18 protein-coding genes are annotated in these 17214 nt (G+C 43.5%); 15 read left to right on the forward strand and 3 right to left on the reverse strand.

Going from position 1 to position 17214, the window contains the following annotated elements; genetic code table 11:
* Window positions 1-66 precede the first annotated feature (66 nt).
* Window positions 67-558, reverse strand: coding sequence for a DUF4489 domain-containing protein (locus BMW45_RS20810; protein ID WP_092248463.1), 492 nt, complete (start codon window positions 556-558; stop codon window positions 67-69).
* A gap of 241 nt (window positions 559-799) precedes the next feature.
* Here BMW45_RS20810 and BMW45_RS29025 point away from each other — a divergent pair, with 241 nt between their 5' ends.
* The 15 genes from BMW45_RS29025 to BMW45_RS20880 all read left to right on the forward strand — a co-directional run bounded on the left by BMW45_RS29025 (window position 800) and on the right by BMW45_RS20880 (window position 14597).
* Window positions 800-919: a DUF6886 family protein gene (locus BMW45_RS29025; protein ID WP_334292946.1), complete on the forward strand. Its 120-nt coding sequence runs from the start codon at window positions 800-802 to the stop codon at window positions 917-919.
* Between the two features lie 80 nt (window positions 920-999).
* On the forward strand, window positions 1000-1551 hold the full coding sequence (locus tag BMW45_RS20815) for a DEAD/DEAH box helicase family protein (RefSeq protein ID WP_092248465.1): 552 nt from the start codon (window positions 1000-1002) through the stop codon (window positions 1549-1551).
* 201 nt (window positions 1552-1752) lie between these two features.
* Entirely contained in the window at window positions 1753-1941 is a 189-nt protein-coding gene (locus tag BMW45_RS20820; protein WP_092248468.1) for a hypothetical protein, read from the forward strand.
* A 323-nt stretch (window positions 1942-2264) separates the two neighbouring features.
* Complete coding sequence (locus BMW45_RS20825; protein WP_092248471.1) at window positions 2265-3398, forward strand: anaerobic sulfatase maturase; 1134 nt, start codon at window positions 2265-2267, stop codon at window positions 3396-3398.
* 253 nt (window positions 3399-3651) lie between these two features.
* Complete coding sequence (locus BMW45_RS28040) at window positions 3652-4029, forward strand: hypothetical protein (protein ID WP_092248474.1); 378 nt, start codon at window positions 3652-3654, stop codon at window positions 4027-4029.
* 32 nt (window positions 4030-4061) lie between these two features.
* Complete coding sequence (locus tag BMW45_RS20835) at window positions 4062-4685, forward strand: hypothetical protein (RefSeq protein ID WP_092248477.1); 624 nt, start codon at window positions 4062-4064, stop codon at window positions 4683-4685.
* A 192-nt stretch (window positions 4686-4877) separates the two neighbouring features.
* Complete coding sequence (locus BMW45_RS20840; RefSeq protein ID WP_092248480.1) at window positions 4878-5381, forward strand: MarR family winged helix-turn-helix transcriptional regulator; 504 nt, start codon at window positions 4878-4880, stop codon at window positions 5379-5381.
* Between the two features lie 4 nt (window positions 5382-5385).
* Window positions 5386-7125, forward strand: a complete 1740-nt coding sequence (locus tag BMW45_RS20845; RefSeq protein ID WP_092248483.1) for an ABC transporter ATP-binding protein — start codon at window positions 5386-5388, stop codon at window positions 7123-7125.
* On the forward strand, window positions 7125-8996 hold the full coding sequence (locus tag BMW45_RS20850; protein ID WP_092248486.1) for an ABC transporter ATP-binding protein: 1872 nt from the start codon (window positions 7125-7127) through the stop codon (window positions 8994-8996). Before BMW45_RS20845 ends, BMW45_RS20850 begins: the two co-directional genes overlap by 1 nt.
* A 529-nt stretch (window positions 8997-9525) precedes the next feature.
* A complete protein-coding gene (gene rsxC, locus BMW45_RS20855) occupies window positions 9526-10848 on the forward strand; it encodes an electron transport complex subunit RsxC (protein ID WP_092248489.1) in 1323 nt (440 codons plus the stop codon).
* Between the two features lie 11 nt (window positions 10849-10859).
* On the forward strand, window positions 10860-11783 hold the full coding sequence (locus tag BMW45_RS20860) for an RnfABCDGE type electron transport complex subunit D (RefSeq protein WP_092248492.1): 924 nt from the start codon (window positions 10860-10862) through the stop codon (window positions 11781-11783).
* 1 nt (window position 11784) lies between these two features.
* The gene (locus BMW45_RS20865) at window positions 11785-12396 is read left to right on the forward strand and encodes an RnfABCDGE type electron transport complex subunit G (protein WP_092248495.1); all 612 of its coding nucleotides are present in this window, start codon (window positions 11785-11787) and stop codon (window positions 12394-12396) included.
* Between the two features lie 11 nt (window positions 12397-12407).
* Window positions 12408-13202, forward strand: coding sequence for an electron transport complex subunit RsxE (rsxE, locus tag BMW45_RS20870; RefSeq protein ID WP_092248498.1), 795 nt, complete (start codon window positions 12408-12410; stop codon window positions 13200-13202).
* A 12-nt stretch (window positions 13203-13214) separates the two neighbouring features.
* On the forward strand, window positions 13215-13793 hold the full coding sequence (rsxA, locus tag BMW45_RS20875) for an electron transport complex subunit RsxA (RefSeq protein WP_025232597.1): 579 nt from the start codon (window positions 13215-13217) through the stop codon (window positions 13791-13793).
* Window positions 13794-13808: 15 nt separating this feature from the next.
* Entirely contained in the window at window positions 13809-14597 is a 789-nt protein-coding gene (locus tag BMW45_RS20880; RefSeq protein WP_092248501.1) for an RnfABCDGE type electron transport complex subunit B, read from the forward strand.
* A gap of 173 nt (window positions 14598-14770) precedes the next feature.
* Here BMW45_RS20880 and uxaC read toward each other — a convergent pair whose 3' ends face one another.
* Both uxaC and BMW45_RS20890 read right to left on the reverse strand, forming a co-directional pair.
* Entirely contained in the window at window positions 14771-16174 is a 1404-nt protein-coding gene (uxaC, locus tag BMW45_RS20885; RefSeq protein WP_092248506.1) for a glucuronate isomerase, read from the reverse strand.
* 29 nt (window positions 16175-16203) lie between these two features.
* The gene (locus BMW45_RS20890; RefSeq protein ID WP_092248509.1) at window positions 16204-17205 is read right to left on the reverse strand and encodes a LacI family DNA-binding transcriptional regulator; all 1002 of its coding nucleotides are present in this window, start codon (window positions 17203-17205) and stop codon (window positions 16204-16206) included.
* Window positions 17206-17214 lie beyond the last annotated feature (9 nt).

Below are 17214 nucleotides of genomic sequence, written 5' to 3' on the forward strand. Positions count from 1 at the left end.
GGAAAAAAGCCCAAGTAACGAAAATGAAGGTTACTCAGGCTTGTACGCGAGATGTGAATTCTTAGTTTAACAGTTATTGATATTGTCGCTAATAATGGCGCTGAGTGTAGCATTACTTATATACGATACAGAAACAGTAGAAACAGTAACAGTAATTACGACAAAATAATTGCAACAGCCATTTATACAAAAATCATTGTCACATACAGTAAAATTAATGGAATCAGCTTCTGTTGTAGCAACAGCTCTTGTATAATAATAAATTTCACTGACCGGAATGGGTGTGGGCGGATCTAAACACTGTCTGAAAATTTGAAAACTAAAGCCGTCTATTACATCTGTACTTACATTTGCAGTAAATGAAAGTTGGATGTGGGGATGCTCAAATTCAGAAGCATCTATCGACAATGTTGCAATTGTTACTGTTGTGCCTGCAGCGGTTAAATTAGGAAACGCAACAAAACTGGGGCTTCCGCATTTTAACTCAGTTCGGGTTGGTTTTCCTTGTTTCTTCTCACAATAACTTACATCGTAATCGCATTTATTTATCTGGCTCATATAGAGACCTCCGCTATTCAGGAATTGGATACATTAATTGATAATATTTAAAGTGATTTCCCAATTTTGTACTATATTATATTATATTATATTATAAAAAATTTAAATATGTGAGTAGCTTTGAATGCCCATTAAAATCAGGATTTGATGAATTACTGTATATTGAAAGTTAAATATTGATAGTTAGTAGTCTTTGCGTTAATATAATCTTAAAATTATTGTGTAAAGGAAAGTGGGTAACATGCGACTATTTCATGTAAGTGAAGAAAATAATATTGATATTTTTAATCCAAGAATTCCAGAAAGAAATGACTTAGATAAAAGTGTTGGCTTAGTATGGGCAATAGATGAACAGCATTGAAACCTTACTATTGATAGTTGGTAAGCAGGATGGTATTCTATTAATAAAGTTGTTTATTTCATGCTGGGGGGAATGAATTTATGAAAGTTGTATTTATAATTGGAAATGCGTCTGTAGGAAAAATGACTGTTGGGCAGGAATTGATGAAAATTACAGACTTACGTTTGTTTCATAATCATATGACAATTGAGCCGGTAATTGAGATTTTTGGTTCCTATAATGGAAGAATAACTTCTCGTTTAAGAGAAGTGGTTTTTGAAGAATTTGCAGCATCTAATAATTACGGACTTATGTTTACTTATATGTGGGCGTTTGACCAGAAGTCCGATTGGGATTATATTGAGCATGTAAAAGATATATTCAGACCATACAAAACTGAATTTTACTATGTTGAACTTGTTGCTTCAAGAGAAGTACGTTTGGAAAGAAATACAACGGAAAATAGATTGCGTAACAAGGCATCGAAACGGGATATTAATATTTCTAATCAAAGATTAATAGGTGATGATGGAAAATACCGTTTAGTAAGTAATGACGGAGAAATACCATTTGATAATTACATTAAGATTGATAATTCGTATATTTCACCTGATATTGTTGCTCAAAAAATAAAAACCCTCTTTCAATTGTAGCACGAAGCCTCAAAATTGAATCCACAAAAGCTGCTTACGATTAGTAGTTACGCTTTCAAATTTTTCGTAACAAATTATTCGAAAAAATTGAAATTAATAGTTCGTTTAAGGTGGCATAGCAATATAGCCTTGCATACATTAATCATATAAAATTATAGAAATAGGAATATTTATATGGATTGTTCTCAAGGTGATCCCAGAATGGGCTCTGATGGAAGAGGCGTAGGCGGAAGAGGTTCCGACAGAAGAGGTTTCGACAGAAGAGGTATGCGTGAAGAATTCGATAGAAGAATGGATTTTGACAGAAGACAAGAATCGGAACGAAGAGAAGAATTCGATAGGAGACAAGACTTTGACTCAAGATTTCCGTTTTGGTGGTTATTTTTTTAATAAAAGTCAATGTAAGCCGAACTACCAGCTATTAAAATATTTAGCTGGTAGTTTTTTATTGCCCTAATGCGGGAATAGATTGAAAGTCTTTGATCCAGGCGATGAATCGGATAAGCACTATTAAAATAATAATTCACTTTCAGTATATGGTCATGTATAATAAAGAAATCTGGACGAAGATAATAATATACGACCATAATCAGACAAAAACCAGACAGACTGCGGTAAAAAGAGGAATAAGGTAAATGTTATGAATTTAAAGAATGTAAGGAAAACCTTGCTGGAAAAGAATACGGAGTATAGTTATATAAGGAGATATAGGTATGCCACCAATACAGTTACTGATTAAGCCGTCCTCCGGAAGTTGTAATTTAAGATGTAAATATTGTTTTTATCATGATGAAATGCAGAAACGGGAGAGGCAAAATTACGGATTTATGTCTTTGGATACCCTGGAGGAGATCGTAAAAAAGGTACTGGCTTATAGTGAGCGTCAGTGTGAGTTTATATTTCAGGGAGGGGAACCCACTTTGGTGGGTCTTGATTTTTATAAAAAACTGCTGGAATTTGAGCGTATTTATAACAAACGAAACGTAAAAATATTGAATTCTATTCAGACCAATGGTTACAAGCTGGATGAAGAATGGGCAGAGTTTTTTGCTGCAAATAATTTCCTGGTAGGTGTGTCCCTGGATGGGATTAAGTATACTCATGACGCCTACAGGGAGAATTCAGTGGGTGAAGGATCCTTTGGGGAGATTATGAAGACCCTTGAGAGGTTCGACAAAAAAGGGGTGAATTATAATATCCTTACGGTTGTAAACCGAAGAACAGCGGAGCGGATTACTCGAATTTATGAATTTTATAAGAAAAACAACTGGAAATATCAGCAGTATATCGCTTGTCTTGATCCATTTGGAGAACCTAAGGGCAGCCGGGAGTATTCTTTGACACCGGAGGTTTATGGAGAGTTTCTTGTAACTCTCTTTGACCTTTGGTATTTGGATTTTTGGAAGGGAGAACAGCCATACATTCGTCAGTTTGAAAATTACATCAGCCTTTTGATGGGATATCCGCCGGAAGCATGTGATATGAAGGGGTGCTGTAGCATCCAGCATGTAGTAGAAGCGGATGGATCTGTTTACCCCTGTGATTTCTATGTAATGGATGAATATAAAATTGGAAACTTCCTGGAAGATTCTATTGAGGAGATGGGAAACAGGGGATTGGAGATCGGGTTTGTAGAGGCTTCCCTAAATAGGCCAGAAGAGTGCAAAACCTGCAACTATGCTTATCTATGCCGCGGCGGATGTCGCAGGAACCGTCAGATCGATGAGGCCGGCCAACTTGGCCAGAATTATTTCTGTTCATCCTTTAAGTACTTTTTTGAGAAAACCCATATAAGGATGGAAGAGATTGCCAGACAGCTGATGCGGGCAGAAATGAGGAAGGGGTAACCGGCTTCTTGAAAGAGCGGTAAATTCTTGCTCTAAGATGGGGGTTATGGCAGTTGAAATGGAGGCAACACTTTGCATGAATGCAGCCGCGGGAGCAGAGTGACATCAGGATTTTTAAACCAGAATACCTTTGAAACAGGCAGATTTCACACCTTGTCTATGTATCCCATATAATATATTACAATTAAAAAAAGAGAGGTGTTATATATGTGCTGTTTTTTCGGAGGATGTAGAAATAATTGCAGATTCGGCTGTGGATGTTGCAGATGCTGCAGATGTCGTAATTTCCGCGATCGTGATTGTGAAGGTGAACGCGAGCGTGATGAATGTGAAGAAGAAAGAAGAAGAGCATTCTGTGCTGGATTCAGAGCAGGATGTAATGATCCACGGTGCCACTGCTGCCGGCGTGACCGTGATCGTGACCGTGATCGTGACTGTGATCGTGACCGCGATTGTGATCGTGATTTTGGACGTAATTTTGAAGATTTTTGCGAATAGAGATTATAGAAGCGGGGGCCTGTATATAAATTCAGGCCTCCGCTTTTACATAAATATCCGGCTGCAGGAATATTTTAACCGGTCAGGTAATATTACAGACACAATTTCCGGAAATGGTGCATATACTGAATGATATGATAAAAATGTCAAAGGAAATTTGGTACAATGCGTGGGGAGAAAATATGGCGGAACCGTCTGGCCGTTGAAAAGCAGTATAATCATGGGGTTATCAGGCCTCAGATAAAAGGAATGTCCTGTTACATCAGGGCTGCGGTGTATGAACCTAAAATTACAAGACAGGTCAGAGCAATGGCAGGGCGGGCAGGAATGGATATGGCAGGTGTGGAAAACCGCATAAAATCCAGGGATTCTTATTTAGAAAAGATTCATAGGAAATACGACCCTTGCTGCCAGGCATACGAGGTCAAGGACATATTGAGATATACTTATACAGCTCCAGCAGAAGAGCTTGCGGAGAAGGTTTTAATATCCATGGAGCTTTATTGGGAAGCAGGCTTTCATACGGTTGAAATTAAAAATTACTGGCTTGACAGGCAGAGTCCTTATAAGGGGATTAACACCACCTTATATTCGCCTTACGGCCAGATTTTTGAATTACAGTATCATACACCGGAAAGCTTTTCTATGAAAAATGGGGAAATGCATGAATTATACGAAAGGCAAAGGCCGATCAAGGACATGAGCAGCAAAGAGTACTTAGAGCTGAGGGATCAGATGATTAAGCTGTCCAATGCCATGGAGATTCCAAGGGGAATAGAACGGGTGTAGAATCTTACAGGCAGAGTGGGCACAAAAGTTTTTTGGACATGGAATGGAAGTTTAAAAATAGGTTATGATATTAAGAAAATTCACAAAATTTTCAAAATTTTCCGGGTTGCAAACCGGGAAAATTGGTGATATACTGCTACATAGTTAATTAGCTAATTATTAGGAAGCTAACAGAAAGGGGAATATTTGCAAATGAAACCAATGTGCCCGTTCCGGGATAAGGGACTGAAGGGAGATTTTTCACCGGCCCACGGCGTGATGGTAAGATATATGAGGATCATGAAGCTGCACCGGTATATTTTGGATGAACGTCTGAAGGAGACAGGGGTATACCGCAGCCAGCATCAGATTCTTATGATGCTGGCTGATCATTCCAATGTATCCCAGAAGGAGATTGCAGAACGCCTTTATGTCTCCACTGCCACCATAGCGGTATCGGTAAAGAAGCTGGAAAAAGGTGGTTATATCACCCGGGTGGTGGATCAGGAGGATAACCGGATGAATAAGCTTTGTCTGACGGAGAAGGGAAAACACACGGTAAAGCATAGCCGTGAATTTTTTCACAATGTAGAAGAACGGATGTTCCGTGACTTTTCTGCGGAAGAAATGGCTGCTATGGGGCAATTCCTGGACCGCGTATATGATAATTTATCTCATCTTCCCTTGGAAAAGGACACGAAAGAAAGAGAGGATTAATAACTTGAAACGATATTGGAAATATATCAGGCCGTATCTGGGAGCCTTTATACTGGCGCCCCTCTTAATGTTAACGGAAGTATTTGGCGAGATCATGCTTCCCAGGCTGACGTCCCTGATCATTAACAACGGAGTTGCCACAAGAGATGTAGAATACATTTTAAAAATGGGAGGCAGAATGGTTGCAATCGCTGTTGTTATGGCAGCGGGAGGAATCGGAGCATCCTATTTTTCCTCCAAAGCATCTATTTGCTTCAGCACAGATTTGAGAAAGGATGTGTTTCATAAAGTTCAGCAGTTTTCCTTTAAGAATATTGATGATTTCAGCACAGGGTCATTGGTTACCAGGCTGACCAATGATATCCAGCAGATTCAGAATGTGGTCATGATGAGCCTGCGTCTGCTGTTTAGGGCACCGGGGCTTCTGATCGGCGGCCTTATTATGGCCTATCTGATGAACCGCCAGCTGATGGTGATACTTCTGGTGGTGATTCCTTTGCTGGTCTTTGGTATCTTTTTGATTTTAAAGGCAGCATTTCCGCGCTTTGAGGTAATGCAGAAGAAGATCGACCGCTTAAACTCCGGTGTGCAGGAGGCTTTGACCAATGTGCGCGTCATTAAATCCTTTGTCAGGGAAGATTTTGAGGAAAAGAAATTTCAAGCCACTAACCGGGATCTAAAGGAAGGCAGCCTTGATGCCATGAAGATTGTTATAATCAGTATGCCAGTGATGATGCTTGCCATGAATGTCACGACCCTTGCTGTGGTCTGGTATGGGGGCAATCTCATTATCGCAGGTAAGATGCCTGTCGGTGATTTAACGGCGTTTACCACTTACATCGTACAGATCCTCATGTCCCTGATGATGTTATCCATGGTATTTTTGCAGGCTTCAAGGGCCATGGCGTCCTTAAGGCGTGTCAGAGAGGTTTTGGATACAGAGATCGATTTGACAGATGAACATGCTTCTGAACTATCAGCCCAAGTTACAAACGGTAAGGTAGAATTTCGTAATGTTTCCTTCCAGTATGTAAAGGGAATGGATGAAATGGTCTTAAAACACATTAATTTTACTGCAGAGCCTGGAGAAACCATTGGAATCATTGGTTCTACTGGAAGCGGAAAGACTTCACTCGTGCAAATGATCCCCCGCCTTTACGATGCGGATGAAGGACAAGTTCTGGTGGATGGCATTGATGTAAGGGATTATTCCATCAGAAACCTTAGGGAAGGTGTCGGAATGGTTTTACAGAAGAATGTCCTTTTTTCAGGAACCATTGAAGAAAACCTCCGCTGGGGTGATGAGGATGCCACCATGGAAGAAATCATCCTCATGGCGGAAAGTGCTCAGGCCGATGGCTTTGTTTCTAATTTTAAGGATGGATATGACACGGATTTGGGCCAGGGTGGTTCCAATGTATCCGGCGGTCAGAAGCAAAGACTTTGCATTGCCAGGGCTCTTTTAAAGAAGCCGAAAATACTGATTTTAGATGACAGCACCTCTGCTGTGGACACGGCAACCGAAGCCCGTATCCGCCAGTGCTTCCAGACGACCCTGAAAGACACTACCAAATTCATCATTGCCCAGCGGATCGGATCCGTGGAAGGGTCGGATAAGATCATCGTGCTTGATGACGGTCAGATCGTAGGTATGGGATCCCATGAAGAGCTGATGGAGTCCTGCGAGGCTTATCAGGAAATTTACTATTCCCAGAGAGATTTGGATAAGGAGGCAGGTGCATAATGGATGAGCAAAAGAAAATAAAAAGCTTAAAAAGGCGTTATAGCCGGTCTTCCCAGCCAGTCAAGAACCATGGGCCCATGGGCGGGAATGGAGGCGGCCGGCAGATCAAGGGCCGACTTCCGAAAAATGCCAAGGAAACCATCCGGCGCCTTATGTCTTATTTAAATGAATATAAGCTTTACATGGGAGCGGCGTTTGTCTGTGTCATTGTCGGTACGCTTGCGACGTTAGCCGGTTCTTATATGTTAAGACCCATCATAAATCAATATATCGCACCTCCCGGAGGCGGGCTGGGGAGTGTGTCAGGACTTGCAAAAGGCATTGCGGCAATGGCTGCCGTTTTTCTCATCGGTGTTATTGCTAATTATGCCCAATCCAGAATCATGCTTACGGTTGCGCAAAATGCCCTCCAAAAGATCAGGGATGATTTATTCAGCAAAATTCAGACTCTGCCGGTACGGTTTTATGACACCAATAACACCGGTGATCTGATGAGCCGGTTCAGCAATGATGTGGATACCATCGGTCAGATGTTAAGCAACACCCTGGTCCAGCTTTTTACCGGAGTCTTAAGCATTATAGGTACCCTGGCGCTTATGATATATACAAATATATGGCTGACTCTGGTGACCATTATCATGATTCCTGTTATGATGAGGGTAGGCGGCTTTGTGGCGTCAAGAAGCCAGAAGTTTTTCTCCGCTCAGCAAAGCTCCCTTGGCGCTGTAAACGGATATATTGAAGAAATGATCAGCGGCCAGAAGGTTGTAAAGGTGTTCTGCCATGAAGACGTGGCAGAAGAAGAATTCGAAATCCTCAATGAGGATCTAAGGAACAACATGATCCATGCACAGTTTTTCGGTGGGGTGATGATGCCGATCATGGGAAATTTAAGCCAGCTGAACTACATTCTGACTGCATGCATCGGAGGACTTCTCTGTGTGCTCCGAGGCTTTGACGTGGGCGGACTGACCGTATTCTTAAGCTTTTCCAGGCAGTTCGGCCGTCCGATCAACGAGATGTCCATGCAGGTGACCAATGTATTCTCCGCCCTTGCAGGAGCAGAACGAGTATTTGCTGTTATGGATGAGGAGCCGGAGCCTGCAGATGACGAAGATGCGGCAGAGCTTGATCCGATGAACGGATATGTGGAATTAAACCATGTGACCTTTGGCTATGACCCAGACAAAGTGATTTTAAAGGATTTAAGTCTTTATGCAAAACCTGGGCAGAAGATCGCCTTTGTGGGCTCTACCGGAGCAGGAAAAACCACGATCACAAATCTTCTGAACCGTTTCTACGATATTCAGGGCGGTGAAATTACCATTGACGGAGTGGATATCCGTCACATCAAACGGAAAAACCTGCGCCATAATATTGCCATGGTCCTTCAGGATACCCATTTATTTACAGGAACTGTTATGGAAAACATCCGTTACGGAAGGCTTGATGCAACGGATGAAGAGGTGACCCAGGCGGCAAAGACTGCCTCCGCTTATTCCTTTATCATGAGACTGCCTGCCGGCTTTGATACGCTGTTAGAAGGTGACGGGGCCAACTTAAGCCAGGGGGAGAGACAGCTTTTAAACATCGCCAGGGCAGCGATTTCAAAGGCGCCGGTTCTGATTCTTGATGAAGCGACCAGCTCCGTGGATACCAGAACGGAAAAGCATATTGAACGGGGCATGGACCGCCTCATGGCGAACCGGACTACGTTTGTGATTGCACACCGCCTGTCTACGGTGCGCAATGCCAATGCCATTATGGTTTTGGAAAACGGTGAGATTATTGAACGAGGAGATCATGAGGATTTACTGAAACAAAACGGCAGGTATTATCAGCTTTATACCGGGGCAGTGGAACTGGATTAAACAATAACTCCGGTCTGCATACCTTAAGGGGAGCATTGGGAAAAACGGCAGTCACGGAGCCATTCGTGATTTCGTTATCACAATGCTTCCTTTTATTTATTAAAATTTCTAATAAATAAAAGGGAAGAACTATGATATTACTTAATAAAACCAGGAGAAGAGTCCTTATATATATCTATAAATTAACAAAAATATAACAAAAATTTAACGAGGAATAGTGTACAGAATTAAAAATACTGTTGAAAAATGGCTGATAATCAGGAATTTTAAAAAAAATGGAGAAATAAATGTATTTTTACAAAAACATACTAGAGCTGCTTATAATAAAATTGTTATTTATTTAACATAAAAACAAAGTCAGAGACCAGGTTTTTTCATGTAAATAAGGAAAATTGTATATAAAACACAGTATACAATATGTATTTATGCATTGTTTCGGTTACTAAATTATGTTATACTGTTTCAGGTGGCAAAATGCTGAAATTTTGCCAGGAGAGATAAAGAATTGTAGAGAAAGAGGGTTAGTTAAATGGGTCTGGCTACATTTAAAGGCGGCATTCATCCTTATGAAGGAAAAGAATTGTCGGAAAATAAACCTGTACAAGTGCTGCAGCCAAAAGGCGAGATGGTGTTCCCCTTATCCCAGCATATCGGTGCGCCGGCGAAGCCTTTGGTTACGGCAGGTGATCAGGTGCTGGTTGGACAGAAAATCGGGGAGCCGGGAGGCTTTATTTCTGCATGTGTGATCAGCTCTGTTTCAGGAACGGTAAAAACCATTGAACCAAGAATGGTTGCCAACGGCTCTATGGTTCCGTCTGTTATCATTGAAAACGACGGGAAGTATCAGACGGTGGAGGGATTTGGCAAAGAGCGTGATCCAAAGACCTTATCAAAGGAAGAGATCAGGAATCTTGTAAAAGAAGCAGGAGTTGTAGGTCTTGGCGGCGCTGGATTCCCCACTCATGTGAAGCTGACACCAAAGGATGAATCAAAGATCGATACGATCATTGTCAACGGTGCGGAGTGCGAGCCGTACTTAACTTCTGATTACCGGATGATGTTGGAGGAGCCGGAGAGCATCATAAAAGGGCTTAATATAATCCTTCAGCTGTTTGACAATGCAAAGGGCGTGATCGGAATTGAGAGCAACAAACCGGAAGCGATCAAGCTCATGACAGAGCTTGTAAAGGATGAACCAAGGATTACTGTCTGTCCTTTACAGACCAAATATCCCCAGGGCGGTGAGCGTACTCTGATCTATGCCGTAACAGGAAGAAAGATCAATTCCACCATGCTTCCGGCAGATGCAGGCTGCATGGTAGACAATGTGGATACGGTGATTTCTATTTATAATGCGGTTGTAAAGGGAATTCCTTTGATCCGCCGTATCATTACGGTGACCGGTGATGCCATAGCAAATCCACAGAACTATAATGTTCGAACTGGGACCAGCTACACCGAGCTTATAGAGGCTTCCGGCGGCTTTAAGACGGAACCGGAAAAGGTGATTTCCGGAGGTCCTATGATGGGGCAGGCTTTGTTTAACTTTAATATTCCTGTCACAAAGACTTCCTCTGCCCTTACTTGTCTGACAAAGGACGAGGTGGCAGGTAATGCGCCTACTGCCTGCATCCGCTGCGGAAGATGCGTAAAGGTATGCCCGGGCAATATTGTTCCGCAGATGATCATGGATGCGGCGGAACGGTCTGACCTGGAACGGTTTGTAAAATTAAACGGCATGGAATGCTGCGAATGCGGCTGCTGTGCATATATTTGTCCGGCCAGAAGACCTCTTACCCAGGCATTTAAAGAAATGCGCAAAGAAGTTGCGGCAAGCAGAAAGAAAGCGTAGGAGGAGGAAGCATGAGTAAATTGTTAAACGTATCATCATCACCTCATGTCAGGGATCAGGTTACAACACAGAATATTATGCTGGATGTTGCCATTGCCATGATTCCTGCGTCTGCGTATGGTGTATATCAGTTCGGGGTGAAAGCAGCGCTGATTTTGCTGATCAGTGTATTATCCTGTGTTCTTAGTGAATATGTATTTGAATCCCTCATGGGAAAACCCATTACCGTGAGCGATGGTAGTGCCTTGGTGACCGGAATGATCCTGGGCCTTAACATGCCTCCGGCCATTCCTTTATGGATTCCGTTTCTGGGCGGTGTATTTGCCATTATCGTGGTAAAGCAGCTCTACGGCGGCCTGGGACAGAACTTTATGAACCCAGCCCTGGCGGCAAGATGTTTCCTGCTTATTTCTTTTGCAGGCAAGATGACTGACTTTACATATAGTGACGCGGTTTCAGGCGCTACTCCCCTTGCTGCATTAAAGGCGGGAGAAGCAGTTGATATAACATCCATGTTTATCGGGAAAATTTCAGGAACCATTGGTGAGGTATCTGTGATTGCCCTGCTCTTGGGTGCAGCTTACCTTTTGTTCAGAAAAGTGATTTCCATAAAGATCCCGGCAGCTTATCTGATCACTTTTGCAGCATTTGTATTTATTTTCGGCCAGCATGATCTCATGTTCGTGCTGACTCATTTATGCGGCGGCGGTCTTATCTTTGGTGCATTCTTCATGGCTACCGATTATGTGACCAGCCCCATCACTCCAAAGGGACAGATCCTTTTCGGCGTTCTATTAGGCGTGCTGACCGGATTATTCCGTCTTTTCGGCGGTTCTGCGGAAGGCGTTTCCTATGCCATCATCATCAGCAACATTCTGGTGCCTCTGATTGAGAAGATCTCTATTCCGGTAGCATTTGGAAAGGAGGGAAAGTAAGATGAAAAACGGCGGATATATGAAGGACGCATTGATTTTATTTGTGATCACTCTGATTTCCGGCTTTTTGCTGGGCGGCGCTTATCAGATTACAAAGGATCCCATTGATAAGGCAACTGAGGCAGCCAATCTGGCGGCATATAAGAAGGTATTTCCGGATGCGGCTGATTTTACATCGGATGAAAAGATGGAAGCGGCTGTAGAAGCCTGCAACGCAGAACTGCTTTCCCAGGATTTTGGAAAAGTCGGCGTGGACAATGCTTTTAAAGCAGTGGATGGAAGCGGGAGTGTTCTGGGTTATGTAATTACCGCTCATTCCGATGACAGTTACAGCGGAGTCGTACAGATTTCCGTTGGTATCAAAGAAGATGGATCCATTAACGGCATTGAATTTCTGGCAATCAGTGATACCCCTGGTCTTGGCTTAAAGGCAAAGGAACCGGCATTTAAGGGTCAGTATGCAGGAAAGAACCAGGAATCCCTTACCGTTACGAAATCCGGCAATGCCGGTGATGGAGAGATCAATGCCATCAGCGGTGCAACCATTACATCAAGCGCAGTAACCAATGCAGTCAATGCCGCATTGTATTACGTGCACAATATTGACCGTTAGGAGGTGGGAAGATGAACAAGAAATGTATGGAACGTTTATTTAACGGTATTGTAAAAGAAAACCCAACCTTCATCCTGATGCTTGGCATGTGCCCGACTCTGGCTGTTACCACGTCAGCGGTGAACGGTGTGGGCATGGGGCTTTCCACAACCGTGGTACTGCTATTTTCTAATATGCTTATTTCTGCCCTTCGTAATATCATTCCGGACCGGGTGAGGATTCCGGCTTACATCGTTGTCGTTGCGACTCTGGTTACGATTGTGCAGCTCCTTTTACAGGCCTATGTACCAAGCCTGTATTCTGCACTTGGAATTTACATTCCTCTTATTGTTGTAAACTGTATTATTTTAGGCCGTGCAGAATCTTATGCTTCCAAGAATGGTGTTATGGAATCTACCTTTGATGGAATCGGTATGGGACTTGGTTTTACCATCGCTCTTACCTGCATCGGTCTTGTCCGTGAGTTGTTAGGTTCCGGAGCTATATTTGGATTTACCTTTATTCCGGAGGATTTTCATATCTCCATTTTCGTCCTCGCTCCGGGCGCGTTCTTTGTGCTGTCTGTTTTAACGGCACTTCAGAATAAGTTTAAGGCACCTTCCGCTACCAACGGTTCTGTTCCTCCGTCTAAGTTAGCTTGCGGCGGCAACTGCGCTTCCTGTTCCGGTTCCTCCTGCATGTCCAATCATGAGGTCCTTCAGGACAAGAAGAAGCAGATGGAAGAGGAAGTACTGGCAGCAAAGAAGGCACAGGCAGCCAAAAAAGAAGCGGAAGCCAAAACCGCAGCTTCCAGGAAAGATGAATAGGAGGATGGATAGATGAAAGAATTATTATTGATAGCCATTGGCTCCGCATTGGTTAACAACGTAGTGCTCAGCCAGTTCCTTGGCCTATGTCCATTCCTTGGAGTTTCCAAAAATGTGAAGACCTCTGCCGGTATGGGCGCAGCCGTTATTTTCGTAATTACCATTGCAGCATTTGCAACCAGTGTCATTTATAAGGGTATTTTAGTGGGGCTTCATCTGGAATTCTTACAGACCATTGTATTTATTCTGGTTATTGCAGCTCTGGTGCAGTTTGTAGAAATGTTTTTAAAGAAATCCATGCCCGCTCTTTATGAGGCGCTGGGTGTGTATCTTCCTTTGATCACAACCAACTGTGCGGTTCTGGGCGTGGCCCTGACCAACGTGCAGAAGGGATATAACATTCTGGAAAGTGTTATCAACGGTGTCGGTATTTCCGTAGGCTTTACCATTGCCATTGTTATGCTGGCAGGTGTCCGCGAGAGAATCGAAAACAATGATGTTCCCTATTCCTTTAAGGGTTCTCCCATTGTCCTGATTACCTCCGGCCTGATGGCAATTGCATTTTTCGGATTTTCCGGATTAATTAAATAAGGAGGAGACGAAAGAATGGTAACAGGTATAATATTTGCGGCAGCCGTTGTGGGCATCATCGGAATTTTGATCGGTGTGTTCCTGGGAATTGCCAGCGAAAAGTTTAAAGTAGAAGTTGATGAAAAAGAGATTCTTGTCCGAAACGAGCTTCCAGGTAACAACTGTGGCGGCTGCGGATATGCAGGCTGTGATGCTCTGGCTAAAGCCATTGTACTGGGCCAGGCGGATGTTTCTGCCTGTCCGGTAGGCGGCGCAGCAGTAGCCGAAAAGATCGGCGAAATCATGGGAGTTGCGGCCGGTTCCACGGATAAGAAGGTTGCATTTGTAAAATGTAAAGGAACCTGCGATAAGACAAAGGTTCAGTATAACTATTACGGAATTGATGACTGCCGGATGGCGTCGGTGGTTCCCGGCTCCGGTGAAAAGGCTTGCGTCTATGGCTGTATGGGATACGGCTCTTGCGTAAAAGCCTGTGAATTTGATGCCATCCATGTGGTTGACGGAATTGCAGTAGTGGATAAGGAGAAATGCGTTGCCTGCGGCAAATGTGTTTCTGCCTGTCCTAACAATCTGATTGACCTGGTTCCATACAAGTCAAAGCATCTGGTTCAGTGTAATTCCCATGACAGAGGCAAAGATGTAAAGGCTAAATGTGAAGTTGGCTGTATTGGTTGTATGATATGTACAAAGCAGTGTGAATTTGATGCCATTCACATGGATAACAATGTTGCAATTATCGATTATGAGAAATGCACAAATTGCGGTAAATGCGCTGCAAAATGTCCTGTGAAGGTGATTCAGTAAAATAAAAAAAGGGAGTTCGATCTTTTTGGAAAGGATCGAACCCCTTTTTTCGTTGAAAAATTGCAAGAGGTAAAATATTTTACTAAAAAACAGGTAAAATAAAGAGATGCTGGAACATAAAATGCGTATTGATTGGGCTTTATTAAGCTCTCATTCAATACGCATTTTCTTAATTAAATATCAAAACTAAAATACTTTATCGCATTGTTAAAGGAAATTCCCTCAATGATTTCTTTCAGAGAATCCTGATCATCCGGATACTCTCCGTTGTCTACCCAGCCGCCGACCAGCTCGCAGAGGATTCTGCGGAAGTATTCGTGTCTGGTATAAGATAAGAAGCTTCTGGAATCGGTAAGCATTCCGATGAAGTTTCCAAGGCAGCCTAAGTTAGCCAGAGATGTCATCTGCTCGGTCATGCCGGTCTTGTGATCATTAAACCACCATGCAGAACCCTGCTGGATCTTTCCTGGGAATTTGCTCTGGAAACAGCCAAGGATTGTGCCGATGGACGCGTTATCATTCGGATTTAAGGAGTAGATGATGGTTTTTGGAATCTCATCGGTTGCACTTAATGCATTTAAGAAATCAGCCATCTGTGCGGAAGGAGCGTAGTTGTTTATGCAGTCGAAACCGGTGTCTGGTCCCAGATTTTCAAATGCCATGGCATTGTTGTCACGCTTACAGCCGTAATGAAGCTGCATCACCCAGCCCATGCGGTTGTATTCCTTTGCTGCGAACAGCATGAAGGCAGTCTTATATTTTAATTCATCTTCTTTAGAGATTGCTTTGCCGGAAAGTCCGTTTGCAAAGATCGTATCAAGCTCGGCCTCATCAGCAGGAGCATACATAACATATTCAAGCGCATGGTCGGATACGCCGCAGCCCTGGCTGGTGAAATACTCCATACGGATCTTTAAAGCGGTTTTTAAGGAAGCGAAATCCTTGATTTCCACACCGCTGACATCAGATAATTTTGCCATATAGGCGGCAAAATCCGGTTTTTCGATGTTCATGGCCTTGTCAGGTCTCCAGGCAGGAAGTACCTTTCCTTCAAAGGTTTTATCAGCTGCAATTTTCTGATGCCATTCCAGGGTATCGGCAGGATCGTCGGTGGTACAGATCAGCTTGACATTTGACTGCCTGATGATGTTGCGGACGCTCATGGAATCCTCCTGAAGCTTATGATTGCACAGATTCCATACTTCTTCCGCTGTATTGCCGTTTAAATGGCCGGTATAGCCGAAATATCTCTGAAGCTCTAAGTGGCTCCAGTGGTAGAGCGGATTGCCGATCAGCTTCGGAAGAATCTCTGCCCATTTCTGAAATTTCTCACGGTCGGAAGCATCTCCTGTAATATATTTTTCATCCACGCCGCAGGAACGCATCTGACGCCATTTGTAATGATCGCCGCCTAACCATACCTGGGTAATGGTGTCAAACTTGCGGTCTTCATAGATTTCCTGGGGGTTGATATGGCAGTGATAGTCTACGATAGGCATGTTTTCTGCATATGTGTGATAAAGCGATTTTGCTGAATCGGTTGACAGTAAAAAGTCCTTGTCCATAAACTGTTTCATGATAGAGAGTCCTCCTTCAATATGTGAAATTAAAAATTAGTAGTACCTCGTTTTATCAGCTCCGGGGTGATGGTAGTTTTTCCCGGTACGTTTCCCTCTTCCAGAACCTTCATTAAAGTATTCACCGTGGTGGTGCAAATGGCTTCCACCTTATTGTCTACGGAAGTTATTTCCGGAGTTGTGCATCTGGAAAGAATGGAATTGTTGTATCCGATGATGCTTAAATCCTTAGGGATCGTAAGCCCAGCCTTGTCTGCATATTTTACGGCTCCAACAGCCAGAATATCCTCGGAAGCCAGTACTGCGTCGAAATAGACTCCGGAACGGGAAAGCATGTCCAGACGTTCCATGGCAGCATCTAAGTCCTTGCTGCAGAGTACCATAAGCTCGTCCCGGATCATAAAACCGGCATCTCTTACCGCGTCCCGGTAGCCGGAAAGCTTGTGTAAATTGCTGAAGGAGTTTCCGGAATAAAGATAAAGCACCGAGGAACGGCCGGAGCGGTAAAGCCGTAAAGCGGCATCGTAAACTGCGGCGTGGTCGTCACAGACCGTGCTGTAGATCTGCTCCCCCTCCAGCTGTCCGTTTACCAGCATAATGGGGAGATTCTTTGCTGCTTCCAGAAGATAGGCATTGTCCTTTGGCTTTGCTTCTATATAATGGGAACCGGTCAGGATGATGGCATCCACCCGTTTGGAACGCAAAAGTTCCAGATACTTCTTCTTGGTTTCAGGAAGATAGCCTGTGCAGCAGAGAATGGAATCATATCCGTTGCCCCGTAATTCCTTTTCCAGATAATAGATGGCTTCCGCCAGCCATGGGTCGGAAGAATCGGCGCACATGATTCCAATGGTCTTCATCGTATTTAGCCCCAGGCTTCTGGCGAATACATTGGGGGTGTAACCCAGCTCTTCCATGACGGCGAGAACCCGCTTCCTGGTTTTCTCGCTGACATTGGGATTTCCGTTGATAACGCGGGAAACGGTGGCAATCGATACGTGAGCATGTTCGGAAACATCATAGATATTCAAAAACATCAC

The sequence above is a fragment of the Lacrimispora sphenoides genome, from assembly GCF_900105215.1.
GTDB lineage: Bacteria > Bacillota > Clostridia > Lachnospirales > Lachnospiraceae > Lacrimispora > Lacrimispora sphenoides_A.

Coding starts and splice junctions, on each gene's coding strand:
- BMW45_RS29025 (WP_334292946.1), top strand. CDS start 800: ATGCGACTATTTCATGTAAGTGAAGAAAATAATATTGATATTTTTAAT.
- BMW45_RS20810 (WP_092248463.1), bottom strand. CDS start 558: ATGAGCCAGATAAATAAATGCGATTACGATGTAAGTTATTGTGAGAAG.
- rsxC (WP_092248489.1), top strand. CDS start 9,526: ATGGGTCTGGCTACATTTAAAGGCGGCATTCATCCTTATGAAGGAAAA.
- BMW45_RS20815 (WP_092248465.1), top strand. CDS start 1,000: ATGAAAGTTGTATTTATAATTGGAAATGCGTCTGTAGGAAAAATGACT.
- BMW45_RS20840 (WP_092248480.1), top strand. CDS start 4,878: ATGAAACCAATGTGCCCGTTCCGGGATAAGGGACTGAAGGGAGATTTT.
- BMW45_RS20865 (WP_092248495.1), top strand. CDS start 11,785: ATGAAAAACGGCGGATATATGAAGGACGCATTGATTTTATTTGTGATC.
- BMW45_RS20825 (WP_092248471.1), top strand. CDS start 2,265: ATGCCACCAATACAGTTACTGATTAAGCCGTCCTCCGGAAGTTGTAAT.
- BMW45_RS20850 (WP_092248486.1), top strand. CDS start 7,125: ATGGATGAGCAAAAGAAAATAAAAAGCTTAAAAAGGCGTTATAGCCGG.
- BMW45_RS20820 (WP_092248468.1), top strand. CDS start 1,753: ATGGGCTCTGATGGAAGAGGCGTAGGCGGAAGAGGTTCCGACAGAAGA.
- rsxA (WP_025232597.1), top strand. CDS start 13,215: ATGAAAGAATTATTATTGATAGCCATTGGCTCCGCATTGGTTAACAAC.
- rsxE (WP_092248498.1), top strand. CDS start 12,408: ATGAACAAGAAATGTATGGAACGTTTATTTAACGGTATTGTAAAAGAA.
- BMW45_RS20880 (WP_092248501.1), top strand. CDS start 13,809: ATGGTAACAGGTATAATATTTGCGGCAGCCGTTGTGGGCATCATCGGA.
- BMW45_RS20860 (WP_092248492.1), top strand. CDS start 10,860: ATGAGTAAATTGTTAAACGTATCATCATCACCTCATGTCAGGGATCAG.
- uxaC (WP_092248506.1), bottom strand. CDS start 16,174: ATGAAACAGTTTATGGACAAGGACTTTTTACTGTCAACCGATTCAGCA.
- BMW45_RS20835 (WP_092248477.1), top strand. CDS start 4,062: ATGCGTGGGGAGAAAATATGGCGGAACCGTCTGGCCGTTGAAAAGCAG.